The sequence below is a fragment of the Neorhizobium sp. DAR64860/K0K1 genome (genome assembly GCF_050500205.1).
Classification (GTDB): domain Bacteria; phylum Pseudomonadota; class Alphaproteobacteria; order Rhizobiales; family Rhizobiaceae; genus Neorhizobium; species Neorhizobium soli.
Genome location: NZ_CP191459.1, coordinates 2657888 through 2674233, shown reverse-complemented (window position 1 = coordinate 2674233; position 16346 = coordinate 2657888). Strand labels below are relative to the sequence as shown.

Annotated in this window: 12 protein-coding genes; 8 read left to right on the top strand and 4 right to left on the bottom strand. The window is 60.1% G+C overall.

The features are described from left to right. Positions 1–67: 67 nt before the first annotated feature. The 6 genes from ACQY1J_RS17610 (at position 68) to ACQY1J_RS17585 (ending at position 8539) form a co-directional block, all read left to right on the top strand. The gene (locus tag ACQY1J_RS17610) at positions 68–1534 is read left to right on the top strand and encodes an MDR family MFS transporter (protein WP_174195653.1); all 1467 of its coding nucleotides are present in this window, start codon (positions 68–70) and stop codon (positions 1532–1534) included. Between the two features lie 94 nt (positions 1535–1628). Further along, positions 1629–1919: a hypothetical protein gene (locus ACQY1J_RS17605; RefSeq protein WP_430250459.1), complete on the top strand. Its 291-nt coding sequence runs from the start codon at positions 1629–1631 to the stop codon at positions 1917–1919. A gap of 606 nt (positions 1920–2525) precedes the next feature. Beyond that, positions 2526–3284, top strand: a complete 759-nt coding sequence (locus ACQY1J_RS17600; protein WP_430250458.1) for an ImuA family protein — start codon at positions 2526–2528, stop codon at positions 3282–3284. Then, entirely contained in the window at positions 3202–4716 is a 1515-nt protein-coding gene (locus tag ACQY1J_RS17595) for a Y-family DNA polymerase (protein ID WP_430250457.1), read from the top strand. Before ACQY1J_RS17600 ends, ACQY1J_RS17595 begins: the two co-directional genes overlap by 83 nt. A 10-nt stretch (positions 4717–4726) precedes the next feature. Further along, the gene (locus ACQY1J_RS17590; protein WP_430250456.1) at positions 4727–7987 is read left to right on the top strand and encodes an error-prone DNA polymerase; all 3261 of its coding nucleotides are present in this window, start codon (positions 4727–4729) and stop codon (positions 7985–7987) included. 246 nt (positions 7988–8233) lie between these two features. After that, positions 8234–8539, top strand: coding sequence for a hypothetical protein (locus tag ACQY1J_RS17585; protein ID WP_062453746.1), 306 nt, complete (start codon positions 8234–8236; stop codon positions 8537–8539). Positions 8540–8623: 84 nt separating this feature from the next. On the opposite strand, the gene ACQY1J_RS17580 is transcribed toward ACQY1J_RS17585, so the two are convergent. From ACQY1J_RS17580 to ACQY1J_RS17570, 3 genes are all read right to left on the bottom strand, one after another. Then, on the bottom strand, positions 8624–10390 hold the full coding sequence (locus tag ACQY1J_RS17580) for a putative bifunctional diguanylate cyclase/phosphodiesterase (protein WP_430240973.1): 1767 nt from the start codon (positions 10388–10390) through the stop codon (positions 8624–8626). A 48-nt stretch (positions 10391–10438) separates the two neighbouring features. Further along, on the bottom strand, positions 10439–11146 hold the full coding sequence (locus tag ACQY1J_RS17575) for a GGDEF domain-containing protein (protein ID WP_430250455.1): 708 nt from the start codon (positions 11144–11146) through the stop codon (positions 10439–10441). Positions 11147–12297: 1151 nt separating this feature from the next. Continuing rightward, positions 12298–13194: a LysR family transcriptional regulator gene (locus tag ACQY1J_RS17570; RefSeq protein ID WP_148165673.1), complete on the bottom strand. Its 897-nt coding sequence runs from the start codon at positions 13192–13194 to the stop codon at positions 12298–12300. Positions 13195–13342: 148 nt separating this feature from the next. Between ACQY1J_RS17570 and ACQY1J_RS17565 the strand changes: the two genes are divergently transcribed. After that, a complete protein-coding gene (locus ACQY1J_RS17565) occupies positions 13343–14428 on the top strand; it encodes a hypothetical protein (RefSeq protein ID WP_430250454.1) in 1086 nt (361 codons plus the stop codon). A 168-nt stretch (positions 14429–14596) separates the two neighbouring features. On the opposite strand, the gene ACQY1J_RS17560 is transcribed toward ACQY1J_RS17565, so the two are convergent. Beyond that, positions 14597–15265: a peroxiredoxin-like family protein gene (locus ACQY1J_RS17560; protein WP_192087023.1), complete on the bottom strand. Its 669-nt coding sequence runs from the start codon at positions 15263–15265 to the stop codon at positions 14597–14599. A gap of 104 nt (positions 15266–15369) precedes the next feature. On the opposite strand from ACQY1J_RS17560, the gene ACQY1J_RS17555 reads away from it, so the two are divergent. Continuing rightward, positions 15370–16263, top strand: a complete 894-nt coding sequence (locus ACQY1J_RS17555; RefSeq protein WP_430250453.1) for a LysR family transcriptional regulator — start codon at positions 15370–15372, stop codon at positions 16261–16263. Positions 16264–16346: the final 83 nt, after the last annotated feature.

Here is a 16346-nt window from a genome sequence, read left to right as displayed (position 1 = left end):
CAATATCCTGCCGCGACCGCCGAATTTCTCTCTTGTCGCGCCCTCCGTCAGGGCTTCGGATTCATTCATGTCTGAAAAAGTCTCACATCGCGGGCTCGTCGTAGCCGCGATCATGGCAAGCATGGCGATGATCGCCATCGAAGCGACCATCGTCTCCACCGCCATGCCGCAGATCGCAGCCCAGCTCGGGCAGCTCAATCTCTACAGCTGGGTGTTTTCCGCTTTCCTCCTGTCGCAGACCGCGCTGACCGTCGTCTTCGGCAAGCTTTCCGATATCTACGGGCGAAAGCCGATCGTGCTGGCTGGCATCGCCGTCTTCCTGGTCGCCTCCATCCTCTGCGGATTTGCCTGGTCGATGCCGTCGATGATTGCCTTCAGACTGCTCCAGGGCATCGGCGCCGGCGCCATTCAGCCCGTCGCTATGACGGTGGTGGCCGATCTCTTTCCGGGCAGCCAGCGTGGAAAGGTTCAGGGCTATCTGGCCAGCGTCTGGGCGCTCTCGGCCGTGGTTGGCCCGCTGCTCGGCAGCGTCATCATCCATAACCTGCCCTGGGCCTGGATCTTCTGGATCAACGTGCCGGTAGGTCTCGCCGCTGCCGCAGCGTTCATCCTGTTCTACCACGAGGAAAAGCACACCCGGACGGTCTCGATCGATATCCTGGGCGCCGTGCTGTTTGCCGTCTCCATCTCGGCGCTGATGATTGGCCTCACGGTCTCCGAGACCGGATTGTCGACGTCCGCGATCGTCTCCTTCGTCCTGTTCGCCGTGTCGCTTGCGCTGTTCATCTGGCAGGAGCGCCGCGTCGAAGAACCGATGGTCGCGCCGGATCTCTGGCTCTACCGGCCGATTGCGGCCGCCAACATCTCTGTCTTCTTCGCCTCCATGGCGATCATGGGGCTCACGACGTTCCTGCCCATGTATGTGCAGACCGTGCTCAACCAGTCGCCGCTGGTGGCGGGCTTTGCGCTGACCATGCTTCTCTTGGGATGGCCGTGCGGCGCAACGATCGCTTCGCGGAACTTCACCCGGTTCGGGCTGCGGCCGATCATGCTGGTGGGCGCCGTGTTCGTCCCCGTGGGAACCTTCCTCCTGACCCTGCTGACGCCATCCAGTTCGGCGGTGCTTGCGGGTGCCGGCTCGCTCGTCATGGGCTTCGGCATGGGCCTTCTCAATATCGGCGCACTGATCCTCACCCAGGGAAGCGTCGCGGCCTCGCAACGCGGCAGTGCCACGGCGTCGAACGTGTTTTCCCGCAACCTCGGCAGCACGCTGGGCGCGGCGATTCTCGGGGCGGTGCTGAGCTGGGGCCTGGTCCATACGACCAGCGGACAGGCGATCACGACCGACCAGCTGCGTGCTCTCCTGAACGGAACCGGTCTCGTGAGTGGCGATGCCGAAGCGGTTCGCCTTGCGCTGCAGGACGGCCTGCACGCGACCTTCCTGACCATGCTCCTGTTTGCCGTCCTGATCGTGCCCGCTTGCCTGTTCGTGCCCCGCGATGCCGTCCACAAGGACGAGCCCGTGCGGGCCTGAACCTTGAAATATGGCGCCAACATGCCCATTTCGCTGTGAACGGGGCCCTATCGGGACCGATATCGTCACAACGACTATTAAGGTGGGTGGCACGATGCAGCAGATGACAAAGACAATCCGGGACCTGACGATCGAGGAGCGCGAAGACGCGCTGATCACCATGGCGCACGCGCTTGAAGGCGCTGCCAGAGAAGCTCTCGTCGAAGGAAACCGCCAGTTCGCCGCGATCTCCGGCAACATGGCCGAAGCGATCTTCGTCAACGCCGATCAGCTCGCGCGCGATCACGTCGAGGAAGCCGAACAGGTTCTCGAACAGGCCGTCCAGATCATGGTCGAATATGAGGCCGAACACCCCTACCGGATCGTCAGCACCGCGATCCACTGAGGACGGCGGCACGGCGGGCGACGGGTAACCTTGCCTGCCTCCCGCATTCTATCGCAGCGGAGAAGACGCCACCTGATGCGGCAAGCCTTCACTGGTCTCCTATACAAAACGTCTGACATTGAACGCCTGCAAATCCAACGTCGAGTTCCTCGGCGATGGCACAGATGGTAGCGTTGTGCTCCTTGGTGTCTGCGGGAATGGGAAAGAGCCAAAGGGCGGCGGCTCGTGGGCGGATGGCCGCAGACGGCCATAGTCCCGCATGAGCGCGAGTGTTCATCCCTTAGGCTCTGCCACACATCGCCGAGCCACTCTGTTACATTCTTGATATGCAGATTGGCGATTTGAGAACGGAAAGTTCTCACGGTTTTCGTGTCGCCCTAGCTAAGATCAAGAACATGCAAAAAATCTCAAGCACTCCATCAAGCCTCTCAAGCCGCCTACAAAGCTGATTCAGAACGATGAATCTTCACCGGCGCTAAAATGCCGAGAGTTATCCCGTTCTGACCCCGCTTGACTCTTCTGTCGTGGCGGAACAGAAACAGAACGCCAGCATTCTTTGGGACATGAAGTCCTGTGCAACGCGAACCTTGAGGAGGGCCGTGAACGATGTCGTATGCCCCTGCCTCAAGGCTTGTCGAGGAACTGAGAGACCGGATTGCGCATCTGGAAGGCAGCGTGTCGCGCAAGGCGCTTGTGCTGCCCTTCGGGGTGCCTGACGTCGACGAGCGATTGCCGGGCGGGGGGCTTGCCTATGGCGCATTGCATGAAATTGCAGGTGGCGGGGCGGGTACAATCGATGGTGCCGCGGCCGCCCTGTTTGCGGCAGGTATTGCGGCCCGGGCCAAGGGAAAGGTTCTCTGGTGCCTGACCCGGCCGGATCTCTTTGCGCCGGCGCTGTCGCAGGCCGGGCTTCACCCCGATCGCGTCATCTATTGCGAAGCCGATAAGGAGGAGGACGTGCTTGCCTCGATGGAAGAGGGGCTGTCCTTCGGGGGATTGGCGGCCGTCGTCGGGGAACTGGTGAGGCTGCCGATGACCGCGTCGCGGCGTCTTCAACTGGCTGCCGAGAAGACGGGGACGCTCGGCCTGGTCGTCCGGCGCTGGCGACGGCAGACGGAGGCCTCCGACTACGGTCAGCCGACGGCGTCCACAACACGCTGGAGGATCAGCACCCTGCCGTCCGAGCCGCTTCCTGTCGCCGGCGTGGGACGGGCGAGGTGGCTGGCGGAATTGATGCGGGTAAAGGCGGGGCAATGTGCCGAGTTTGAGTTAGGAGCCTGCGATGCCGAGGGTCGTGTCTGTTTACTTCCCCTATCTAGCAACGGATCGGATACGTCGGCATGGCGAGGAAGCCGTGTCGGTTGACCAGCCGCTGGTCGTGGTCTCGCGCAGCGGCTCGAAACGCTGGATATCGGCAGCCGATACGGCTGCCCGCAAGCTGGGCCTCAAAGTCGGCATGGCTGCCAGCAAGGCACAGGCGATGATTGGCAACCTTCATATGGTGGACGCCGATCCCGTTGCCGACGCCGCAGCCGTCGAGCGCCTGGCGCTATGGGCGCTTCGTCAATACAGCCCCGTCGTTGCCGTGGATGGAACGGATGGCATCGTCATGGATACCGAAGGTGCCGATCACCTTCAGGGTGGTGAAGAGCTGCTGATCTCCGGCGTTGTCAACGGTCTCCGCGGCAAGGGCCTGACGGCACGTGCCGCTGTCGCCGATACCTGGGGTGCGGCGCATGCACTGGCGCGACTGACGACGAACGAAACGACGGTGGTGCCGCGCGGTGATGTCACCAAGGCCGTGATCGGACTTCCAATCCACTGTCTGCGGCTTGCGGCAGATACGATCCAGGCATTGCGCATCCTGGGTATCGAGACGGTGGGAGAGCTGTCGGCACTGCCGCGTGCGCCGTTGACACTGCGATTTGGTCCGGAGGTCGGACGCCGTCTCGATCAGCTCTTCGGCCGTCTCGCAGAACCCATCGATCCGTTGCGCACGCCGGATCTGGTCGAGGTGGCGCGCAATTTCCAGGAGCCCATCGGTGCGCCCGATACGATTGCAAAATACGTCCGCCGGCTGGTGGCGCAACTGACGGCAAAGCTAGAGGAGCGGGGGCTGGGCGTCCGGCGTTCCGATCTGATCATCCATCGCGTCGACAACACACGCCAGTGTCTTCGAGCAGGACTTGCCAAGCCCGTGCGTGATCCTGCCCGCCTGGCAAAGCTTCTCTGTGACCGTATCGAAAAGATCGACCCGGGCTTCGGCATCGAGCGGATGGTGCTGGTGGCGGTCATGGCCGAGCCGCTGGAAATAAAGCAGGTCGCAAACGCGCTGGTGGAAGAGGCGGTGGTGGATGTGACGCCGCTTGTCGATATTCTCGGCAACCGGGGCCAGCGCCTTTACCGCATCACGCCGGTGGCCTCCGACGTTCCGGAACGATCTCTCCGGCGGATCGGACCGACGGCCGTCGAGACGGGTGCCGAGTGGGCAGCCAGGTGGCCGCGGCCGTCACGGCTGCTGGCTTATCCCGAAGAAATCGAAACCATGGCTGTCCTGCCCGACCAGCCGCCAGTCGTCGTCACCTGGCGCGGCAAGCGCCGCCGCATCGTTCGTGCCGATGGGCCCGAGCGCATCTTCGGCGAATGGTGGCTCCGGCCGCGCGAAATGCAGGCGGTGCGCGATTACTTCGTGGTCGAGGATGAGCACGGCGATCGGCTGTGGGTCTTCCGCGCCGGCGACGGCGTCGATGCAGGCACGGGGTCACACAAATGGTTCCTCCACGGCATCTTCGGGTAAGGTTTGAACTATGCGCTATGCCGAACTCCAGGTGACCACGCATTTCTCGTTCCTGCGGGGTGCAAGCTCCGCGGAAGAACTGTTTGCCACGGCCGCCGCACTGGGCATCGACGCCCTTGGTGTCGTCGACCGCAACTCGCTTGCCGGCATTGTCCGGGCTTGGGAAGCGGCAAAGACAACCGGGGTGCGCCTGGTGGTCGGCTGCCATCTCGACCTCACGGATGGCATGTCGCTGCTCGTCTACCCGACGGACCGGCTCGCCTATTCCAAGCTCACCCGGCTGCTGACGCTTGGCAAAAGTCGGGGCGGCAAGGCCAAGTGCATTCTCGACCTGTCTGATGTCGAGGCCTATAGCGAGGGTCTGATTGCGATCCTCATTCCCGATGAGGCGGACGATATCTATGCGGGTCAGCTCCGCAAGGTGGCCGCAGTCTTTGGTGACCGCGCCTATGTCTCGCTCTGCCTGCGGCGGCGTCCGAACGACCGGCTGCGGTTGCATGATCTGTCGAACTTGGCGCAGCGTCACAAGGTGAAGACGGTGGTGACCAACGATGTGCTCTTCCACGAGCCCGGCCGCCGACAGCTTCAGGACATCGTCACCTGCATCCGCAACCGCACCACCATCGACAGCGTCGGCTTTGATCGGGAGCGGCATGCTGATCGCTTCCTCAAGGCGCCGGAGGAGATGCACCGCCTGTTTGTCGATTATCCCGAGGCTCTCGCAAGAAGCCGCGAGATCGTCGAGCGCTGCCGCTTCGACATGAGCGAGCTGCAGTACCAGTATCCTGAAGAGGCAATTGTGCCAGGGCTCGACGCCCAGCAGTCGCTGGCCAAGTTCGCCTGGGAAGGTGCTGCGGCACGGTATCCGGAAGGCATTCCCGACAAGGTCCGCAAGGCGATCCTGCACGAACTCGACCTCATCCGGAAGATGAACTACGCTGCGTACTTCCTCACCGTCTTTTCCATCGTCCGCTTTGCCCGCTCCAGGAACATCCTCTGTCAGGGCAGAGGGTCGGCCGCCAACTCCGCCGTCTGCTATTGCCTCGGGATCACCAGCATCAACCCGGAAACAGGAGACCTCCTGTTCGAGCGCTTCGTTTCGATGGAGCGTAACGAGCCGCCGGATATCGACGTCGACTTCGAGCATAACCGGCGCGAGGAGGTCATCCAGTGGATATACGAGACCTATGGCCGCTCGCGCTCCGCCCTCTGCTCCACCGTCACCCGCTACCGAACCAAGGGTGCGCTGCGCGATGTGGGCAAGGCGCTCGGCCTGCCCGAAGACCTGATCGGTCAACTGACCTCCGGCGTCTGGGGCTGGTCGAAGGATGGCATCGGCGAAAAGCAGCTTAAAGAAAACAACATGAACGCATCCGACTACCGGCTGCGTCTGGCGCTCGACCTTGCTTCGCAACTCATGGGAGCGCCGCGCCATCTTGGACAGCATCCAGGCGGCTTCGTGCTGACGCAGGACAGGCTGGATGATCTTGTCCCCATCGAGCCCGCTGCCATGGATGACCGCCAAGTGGTGGAATGGGACAAGGACGATATCGACGCGTTGAAGTTCATGAAGGTGGATGTGCTGGCGCTTGGCATGCTGTCCTGCATGGCCCGCTCCTTTGAGCTGCTGGCGGAGTACAAGAACGAAGCGATGGGTCTGGCAGACGTTCCGCAGGAGGATCCGAAGACCTACGCGATGATCCGCAAGGCGGATACGCTTGGTACCTTCCAGATCGAAAGCCGCGCCCAGATGGCGATGCTGCCAAGGCTCAAGCCACGCACCTTCTATGATCTCGTGGTTCAGGTCGCCATCGTCCGCCCTGGCCCGATCCAGGGCGACATGGTGCATCCCTATCTGCGTCGGCGGGAGGGCAAGGAGAAGGTGGAGTATCCGACGCCGGAGCTCGAGGCGGTGCTTGGCAAGACGCTCGGCGTACCGCTCTTCCAGGAGAGCGCCATGAAGGTTGCCATGGTCTGTGCGGGTTTCAGTGCAGGCGAGGCGGACCAGCTGCGTCGGGCCATGGCGACTTTCAAGTTTACGGGCGGCGTGTCGAGGTTCAAGGAGAAGCTCGTCAACGGCATGGTCAAGAACGGCTACTCTCAAGACTTCGCGGAGCGGACGTTCAGCCAGCTGGAAGGCTTCGGCTCCTATGGCTTTCCGGAAAGCCATGCAGCTTCGTTCGCCCTCATCGCCTATGCCAGTTCCTGGATGAAGTGCCATCATCCGGATATCTTCTGCGCCGCTCTCCTCAACTCCCAGCCCATGGGGTTCTATAGCGTTGCCCAGATCGTCACCGATGCCCGCAACCACGGGGTGGAGGTCCGGCCCGTCTGTGTCAATCGGTCTCGCTGGGACTGCACGATGGAGGAGACCGGAAGGCCCGGCCGCTTTGCGGTTCGGCTCGGTATGCGCATGGTAAAGGGGCTGCCGCTGAATAATGCTGCCAGAATTGTTCTTGCCCGTGTTGACCAGCCTTTCGAGAGTGCCGACGACATGTGGCGGCGATCCGGCGTGCCGACAGCGTCGCTGGTCAAGCTGGCAGAGGCCGATGCCTTCCTACCGTCGTTGAAGCTGGAACGGCGTCAAGCGCTCTGGGACATCAAGGCGCTGCGCGACGAGCCGCTGGAACTATGGGCGGCAGCCGCAAAGCGTGAAGCAAGGGTCGTTGCCGAGATGCAGGAACCCGACGTGTCGCTCAAGTCGATGAAAGAGGGCAGGGAAGTCGTTGAGGACTATTCCCATACGGGCCTCAGCTTGAGGTCGCATCCTGTGTCTTTCCTGCGTCCGGAACTGAAGAAAAAGCGGATCGTCACCTGCGCCGAAGCGATGGGTGAGCGCGACGGCCGCTGGCTCTGGACGGCGGGCCTCGTCCTCGTGCGTCAGAAGCCTGGTAGCGCCAAAGGCGTGATGTTCCTGACGCTCGAAGATGAGACGGGCGTCGTCAATGCCGTCGTCTGGCCCTCGCTATTCGAGAAGCAGCGCCGGATCGTCATGTCGGCTTCGATGATGGCGATCCATGGCAGGATACAGCGCGAAGGCGAGGTCGTGCATCTGGTCGCCCAGCGCCTGTTCGACTTTTCCGGCGATCTCTCCAGTCTCGGCGAGCTTGGCGGCGACTTCCCCTTGCCGTACGGCCGTGGCGACGGAGCCAAACATGGCAGCGGGCCTGATCCCCGCGACAATCCGAAGCCTGTCATCCCGACGCGCGACATCTATATCCCGGATCTCCACATCGACACGCTCAAGGTCAAGTCGAGAAACTTCCATTGACCGGCAAGGATGTCAAAGACAGCGTTGTTGATATTGCTCTCAAGTCCGTCCCGTTTTGCCTGTGCTCCAGCCGGTTACGGCTTCCCTCACAGGGTTGGAGCGGCGGGTTGCGTATCCGCACGAATTCGTCCGTGTCATCCATTCCATGACTGACTGCGGACGTTGATAGCGTCGGCGCTATGCCCGCTTGACAGCGTAGACCAGGCGCATGCGGGAGAGGGCGCATGCTCACGATATGTCTTTTTGATGGATCAAAGTCAGCCCTCCGGTGTTGTTGAAGACAGAACGGATTATGGGATGACCGTTCTCCGGAGGCCCGCTATCGTGAAATCACGTATCGAAGTCGTCAATGCCGTGACGGATGTTTTAAGACGGTTGCGGGTCAGGCCGCCATCGCAGGTCAAGTTCGGGACGATCGCGAACACGCCCGCGACTACCGGATATTCAAGAAACGAACTTCTGAACGCGCTCTACGCCCTGGAACATGAAGGCGTCATAGCATTGCACCATGACAACAGTTTCAGCGTCTTGAAATCATCGACCTTGATCTAGCTTCCGGCAGAGCCGACACGCTTGAAACACGATGCGCGTTGGAAATTCGACATCGTCTGTTTCTCGTGCCGGCAGCCTATCGGATCAGCATGCGATCTGGTGTTCCATTTTTCTCTCGAAGAACCATTCTTCGAATGCGGCTGGCGACAGCGGCTTTGCAAAAAGATACCCCTGCGCTTCATCACAACCCATCTTGCTCAAAGCGTCGGCCGCCTCGGTCGTCTCCACCCCTTCCGCCACGACCTGGTAGCCCAGGTCGTGCGACAGCTGGATCATCGATCTGACGAGATTGGTTTCGCGAAAGCCATCATCCATGCTGCGGATAAAGGATTGATCGATCTTGACCACGGTGGTCGGCAAGGTCTGGAGATAGGACAGGCTGCTGTAGCCCGTGCCGAAGTCGTCGATCGATAGTCGGACCCCGCCATCGGAAAGCGCCTGCAACTTCGCCAGCGCGTTTGCCGCGTCCTTCATGATCGCGCTTTCGGTGACCTCCAGCTCCAGCATCGCCGGCCGGATACCATGTCTCAAGAGGGACAGTTGCACCCGTTGAACAAAGTCCGGTTCATCGAGGTTTGCCGCCGAGATATTGACCGATACCGGAACGATTACCCCCCTGGATTTCAGGTTGCCGGCTTCGCGCAGAGCGGCATCCAGAACCCACGCGGTCATCTTGCCTATATGTGGAGACTGCTCGATGATGGGAGCGAATTCGCCGGGGGAGATGGCTCCCAGTTCCGGATGGAGCCAGCGCAGGAGGACTTCTGCTCCGACGCAATGGCCATCCGGCAAACTGACACGCGGCTGGAACACGATCGATAGCTGATCGCTGCCTTGAAGGGCGTTGTCGAAATCCTGCAGCAGACGGAAACTCCGCTGGTAGCGATCGTCGCTGGCCTGTGAAAAGACCGCGACATGTGTCGCTGTCAGACGAGCGTCCTGCGCTGCGCTGCTCATGGCACGCAGGAAATCCGACGGCGTGGTGTCGGGTTTGAGCGGCGCGACGCCGATTGCCGGCGTCATCAGAAACCTGAGGTCCGACTCGTCGTCCAGGTCACCCAGCAGCTGTCTGAGGTAAACCATGCAGTCGAGGCCTGCGATATTTCTGTCCCTTATGAACGCAAACTGCGTCGTGGAGACGTGATAAAGTGTGGTTTTGCCGCCAACGATGGCTCTGAGCCGCTGTGCGGCATCGCGCACTTTCGCATCGATTTCGGCTGTTCCCATCACGCGGGAAAGGTCGTCAAGCTGCCGCGTCTCGGCAAGGTCGATCAGGACACCGGTATAGGCCGTCCGCCAGGCCGGTCCTCTGAGAAGGTCGCTCACGTCCTCGGAAAACTGGGTACGATTGGGAAGCCCGCTGACCGGTTCGATCCTGCCATACGCATGTTGCAGTTCGATCTGGGCCATCACCATTGCGGCAAGGTCCTGGAGACTGGCAATCTCGTTTTCGGTGGTCTCACGCGGCTCGGCTCCAAGGACACACAAGGCGCCGAGACAATGCCCCTCGCGCGTCGTGAGCGGTGCTCCCGCGTAAAAACGCACGCCTGTCTTTGCAAGGACACTGTCGTGGTAGTGCGCATCCTTGGACAGGTCCGGAACGACGAGAAGTTCGGTACTCTCGGCCACTGCCGCACAGGGCGCCTTGTCTCGTGGAATAGACTGGTGCTCCACCCCGACACGCGCCTTGAACCACTGCCTGTCGGAATCGGTTAGCGATATGGCCGCGATCGGCAGGTCGAATATCTGGCTCGCCATGCGCGTGATACGGTCGAAGCTCTCACTTGCTGGCGTATCGAGCAATTTCAGGGAGTGCAAAGCGGCGAGACGGATTTCCTCATTGGTTTTCATGTAATATCTCAGTCGTAATGTCTTTTCGGGATAAAGTTGGGACGGCGTTTAAATTGACATTCTCACAAGGTTGCGGCCTGACGCCTTTGCCTCGTACAGACGGCGATCTGCCGTCTTGAACAGTTCTTCGTAACTGGTGTTTTCGCGGAAGGTGGCCCCGCCGATGCTGACCGACAGCAGCCCTTCGCCAACGTCCCTGGGGAAGGGCAGTGCGCGGATCCTCTGTCTTATCAGTTCGGCCGTGCGCGACGCCGTGTCATCGACAACAGACGGCAGGAAGACGGCGAATTCTTCGCCGCCGACGCGTCCGACAAGATCTGCCGGCGACAGAGTTTCCTTGATCGCCCCAGCAATCAACTTCAGGGCCTGGTCACCCGCCTGATGTCCGTGACTGTCATTGATTGCCTTGAAATGATCCGCATCGACGATCAGAAACGATCCCGTTTGCGGAAGCGATCCCGCCCGCGCTCTTTCCAGATAGGCTTCGACCAGCATTTCGAATGCACCGCGGCTAAGCACGGCGGTAAGACTGTCTGTCGAAGCAAGCCGTTGCAGCTCCACCTTGGCCACGGCGAGTTGCCGGATCTTCTCCAGCAGAAAGTAAAAGAAAGGCCCGCCGATCAGGGTCGGGAGCAGGATGTCTGTCGCGAGTGCGCGACGAAAATGATCCTGCGACATCTCCGCGAAATTAAACGAGTCCGCGAATACTGCGGCGACAACGCAAAGAGCTGTGCCAAGCAGTGTTCCTGCAAACACACGCAGTCTCGAAGTCTCTTGACGGATAAGGTGGACGAACGGCAATGCTGTACCCTAGATTCAGACCTTCTGAATTAGCATCTGCCTATTAAGAAAAGCGCTATATCAAACACTCAAATCGTCTCGATTTGGTACGTAGATACCCGTACATGTTTGGCTTGTTCCATGCGCGGCAAGTTCGGCTTATCGACAGTGAGATCCGCTCGGGTCATGACCGGTTGAACTGCTCACGGAGTTTGCTGGCAATAGGCTCTTTTCGAAGTTGCGCTAGGACATTGTTCCCAATTGCCGGACGGTCTCTCGGGCAGTCGTCGCGTGGACGAGTTGAAGCTGCGAAGTAATACCGAGAAATGACGCGCAACCAAACGCGACACCATTGGCGCTAAGAGTTTTGCAACGACCGCGATTGTTGTCGGGGAGAATTGGCTGTGGAACCTGGATTCTCACATTAATTCAATGACTTAGAAGAAAAGTCTTGAGATGCCCTCTGTTTTCCCATCGCGAGCGACCGTGGATGCCACCTTTGTGCCCTGGCTTTGGGCATCAGTCAACAGGGCGGTCGAGCGGCAATAATTTCCGCCTTCGGAGGCCAAGTTTGCGGTGAGGTGGCCATAAAGCGTGCGGCAGCTTCGCGCCTTCATCTAAGGTCATCAACATCGTGATTGCCCGCGCCCGAAAGCGGACATTGCCGTGCAGAGCATCACCTGACCAACTCGTCAGGAGCCATGGCCTCAGCCGACGATCGTCTACACGAGATCCGCGAGCGCCCGAGCCTTGGCGCTTCACAGTATACTGGCGGAAAAACTGACGATGGGTCGGATTGTGGGAAGTTCAAGTCCGCTAAGGAGTGTACCATCAGCGGTTCTGACGTTCGCTTGAACCTTCCCTAAGACGTCGCGACCAAGCTATGAGGCCTATAAAAAGCTGCGCGGATGCGCCCGGCGGTCGTCAAAAGAAGTCGTTTCGATACGGCGACCGAGACAAATGTTTCCATGTTTAAGGAAAGCCCAGTCATCCCCAAACCGGGTGGACCACATACTGATGGGTGCGTCGTCCGCCAGCATCTGCGGGATACCGTGCTGCTCGCGATTGGCGGCGTTGCTACAACTGAACGGTTGCCGATGGCGATCTTACCTGAGCTCTCGGCAAGCTTACAGATGGTCCGATCTGGCCGCGTCCGCGCGCCCCTCAACTCTGGCGGAGACGGTTCGCATGGTGTCGCGTATACGGTCGCACAGAAGTCTGACGCGCAGAGTTTGCCGGGTGTCGACGTGGGTTAGGAGCCATACATCGCCGGTGTGTATGACCGGACTGCCTGAGGCACGAGAAAGCGACAAGTCTGCGTCGCCAACAAAGCAGGGTAGCGATGTGATGCCCATGCCCGCGCGCGTGGCCTGGAGCCTCGAGCGCATCTCGGAAAAGCGAACAGGCGTGGCGGCCATTTCGATGTCTTCTGGGACCCAGTCACTGGGAGCGACTTCGCCCGGTCCGAGCAACCAGGCCAAACAGGACGAAACATCGCCGTGTCGGTCACGGCATCCGTAAAACGCCGTGTGGAACCCGCAGAGCCTGCTTCCATACAGGCTTTCCGGAGGCGAACCGTTTCCAAGAACGACGCGCAATGCCACATCCGCCTCCCGGTTGCTCAGGTTGGCAACCGTTCCCGTTCCGATGATTTCGAGCGCGATATCCGGATAGGCGGATCTGAACTCCGTCAGGGTCTCCATCAAAAGATCGGTCGCAAACGAGACGGGGAGGGTAAGACGCAACGGGCCAGATACGCTCTGGTCGCGAGCGAAGATCCTTCCCTCGATCTTCGTGGATGCCTCCGACATCTGCGCGGCGAGATCCACAATGTCAGCACCCGCAGACGTCAGCCTGTACCCGGAAGGAAGCTTTTCGAAGAGTTTCGTTTTCAGCCGCTGCTCCAGGCGCGCAACGCCTCGAAGCACCGTTGCGTGGTTGAGGTCGAGCGCTTCAGCCGCCGCGCGCACCGTTCCGCCTTTGGCCACAGCAAGGAACATCCGCAACTCATCCCAATGATCCATGGTGCGTTTCTTCATATCCCATGTGTTTGATCTCGGAGTTTATTCGCAGGTAACGGCCGCTGTACACCCAGAAGACACAGATGGCGTGTGAATTCGCTCCAAATGACCTGTCTTCCCGTCATCAAACGATCGCTCCACACAAGGGTTTATGATGCAGATGCTCTCCAAAATGCAGGCAACCGTGCTTGCGCTCCTTCTCAGTACCACCGGTGCCTCAGCGCAATCGCTCTCCGACATCAAGTCCTCTCCGGAGCCGCTTCTGCTTCAAAGCCAGGGTAGTTTCTTCGTCGGCGGCCGGACCGTCAAAACCGAGAGTGCTGGCTGGGGCGACCTCAAGGACATCTTCGGAGAGAGTTTCGAAGCGGGTGATGTCGTCGTCGATCAGATGTACGTCCAGTTCCAGAGCCCACCGAACCCGACACACCTGCCGATCGTTTTCATGCATGGCGGGCTGCTCTCTTCAAAGCAGTGGGAGACGACGCCGGATGGTCGCATGGGCTGGTTCGAGTATTTCACGCGGCAAGGATTTCCCACCTATCTTGCGGAACAGACGGGCCGGGCACGCTCGGGCTTCAACGGTACGATTTTCAACCAGGTGAAAAACAAAAGTCTGCCACCTGAGGCGCAGCCAAAGGTTTTTCTTGGCACGTCGAGCATGGCCTGGAAGGTGTTCAGGTTCGGTCCTGAACTTGGCAAGGCCTGGCCAGACGTCCAGTTCCCAATCGATGCAATCGATGAATTCGCCAAGCAGGTGATCCCTGACATGATCGAGACCCAGGTGCCGAGCCTGCCGGGCGAGCTGATCCAGCCTGAAACGAAGAACCCGACCGTCGCCAACGTTGCCGATCTGGCTGCAGACCTCGGAGGCGCAATCCTCGTCGGCCACTCGCAGTCGGCGGGATTTCCGAGCCAGGCAGTCCTGAAGGGCAAAGGTGGTATCAAGGGCCTGATCCAGCTTGAGACCGGCTGCTTCTCCAATCTATCGGACGAGCAGGTCAAGGCGCTGGCCGAGGTGCCCATCCTCGTGGTGGTTGGCGATTACATGGGCAGCAACCCAGCCGCGGCCTGCGCCAAGGAAATGGAGCAGATCAAGGCGGCCGGCGGTGACATCACCTTCCTCTCGCTCCCCGATGTCGGGATCAAGGGCAGCACGCATATGTTCATGCAGGGCAGAGAGAACATCAAGGTCGCGGACGTCTTGATCGACTGGATCGACAATCACGTCGATCGATAGGGACTGAACCTACGTCCTGGTCCTGCGGTCGACTGCGCAAGCCACGGAGGCCTGTGAATGTGAGTCGGTCGCTCGAGAGGGTGAGAGATACTGCGGCGGCGACTTTTCGACGCGGCGGCCCCGGGTCTTCCCCGCAAGACTAAGAATCTCGCGGGGAAAAGCCTCTCTTCAATTTGACCTGAGCTTGTCCAGGGCGGGCAGAAGTTCAGAAGGATCCGGGCGGCGGGTATAGTCAGGATTGATCTCTGAATAGGCGATCAGACCATCGCGACCGATCACATATCGGGCAGGCATTGGTAGGCGCCAGTCCTGACCGGCGTTGAAATGAGAAAGGTTGCTCCCGAAGCTTTTGTAAACCTCTATAAGCTCGTCCGGTAGCGAAAAGCGAAGACCGAAAGTTTCCGCGACTTCACTGTCGGGGTCACTGAGGATCGGAAAGTTGAGTTTGTTGTCGCGCTGGGATCTACGGCTGTTGGCAGGAGTCTGCGGCGAAATGGCCATGAGTTGGGCGCCACGTGCTTCGATCTCTCCGCGCTCGGCCTCAAGAGCGGCAAGGTCCAGATTGCAAAACGGGCACCAAACACCGCGGTAGAAGGTGACAACAACGGGGCCACGGACCAGGAGGTCGGGCAAAATGTACATGTCGCCCTCAGAATCCGAAAGACTGAAGTCCGGCGCCCTGTCGCCCGCTTTCAATGCACGGCCTACCTGTCCGCTGTCTATGAGCGTTTGGGTGGCTCGATGCATGATTTCAATTTGCTCGGATGTCGGGACAAGAGGAAGACGACCGTTTTCAAAGTCGTCACGTAGCGTGTCTAGCTTGTCTTGCAATTTCATAGCTCTTCCTTTCAAAGCGGAACCTCCGCAACGGAAAGAAGGCTATGTCGACAGGTCGACAGCGGGTATCGCGAGACTTTGGACAACTGTTATTCGGGCAGCAAATGAGTGATCGCTGGCAGCAACTCATCGTCTTCAACAGGGTAGCTGAGAGCGGCAGCTTTTCCCAGACCGCGAGAGACCTGCGGCTATCCCAGCCCTCGGTCTCGCGGATCGTCACGGAGCTCGAGGAACGCATCGGTGTCAAACTACTGATCCGCACGACGCGCCACCTTACCTTGACCGAGGCAGGCGCGACATTTCTCGACAAGGCGCGCGATGTCCTTGCGACGATCGAGGAGGCAGAACACGCAGCGCGGAGGACCGACTCGCTCGATGGCGTCATTCGGCTGGCCTTGCCGACTGCCTACGGCTCGCGGGCCATCATGCCGTTGCTGCTAAGTTTCATGGATGCCTATCCCAACCTTCAGGTCGAGATCTTGATGGCGGATGAACGGCAAAACCTGGTCGTGAACGGTGTTGATCTTGCAATCCGCACCGGCACACTTCCCGACTCGACATTCGGCGCCAGACGAATTGCTTCTCTCGAACGAATGGTCGTGGCATCTCCCGCCTACCTCGCCAGGAAGGGCACACCTGCCACCCCTGATGAGCTCATCGCTCATGACTGCATTCTCGGTTATGGTGCATTCGGTCAGGGAGCCTGGCGTTTCAAGCGAGACGACACGCTGATCTCGGTCGACATTCGCGGCAGGCTCACGATCAATTCGGCCCCAGGCATCTTGGCGGCCAGCGTCCAGGGATTGGGTTTGGCCGTTGTCTCCGACGTCATGTCGGCAGACGAACGAGCCGACAACAGGCTTGTCCGGGTGCTGGAAGGATATGCGCTGGAGCCTGCAGCGGTGTACGCGGTCTACACTGTCGGCCCAAAACCATCTCGAAAGGTCAGGGCGCTGATCGACCATTTGATCGCAGGCCTACTTCGGCCGGCCGTCTAATCGCACATGCTGCTATGGCTGATGACGATGACGTCCCTTTCCCGGTCATGCTGGTCACTAAGCAGTCGATGGCGGCGCCTCGA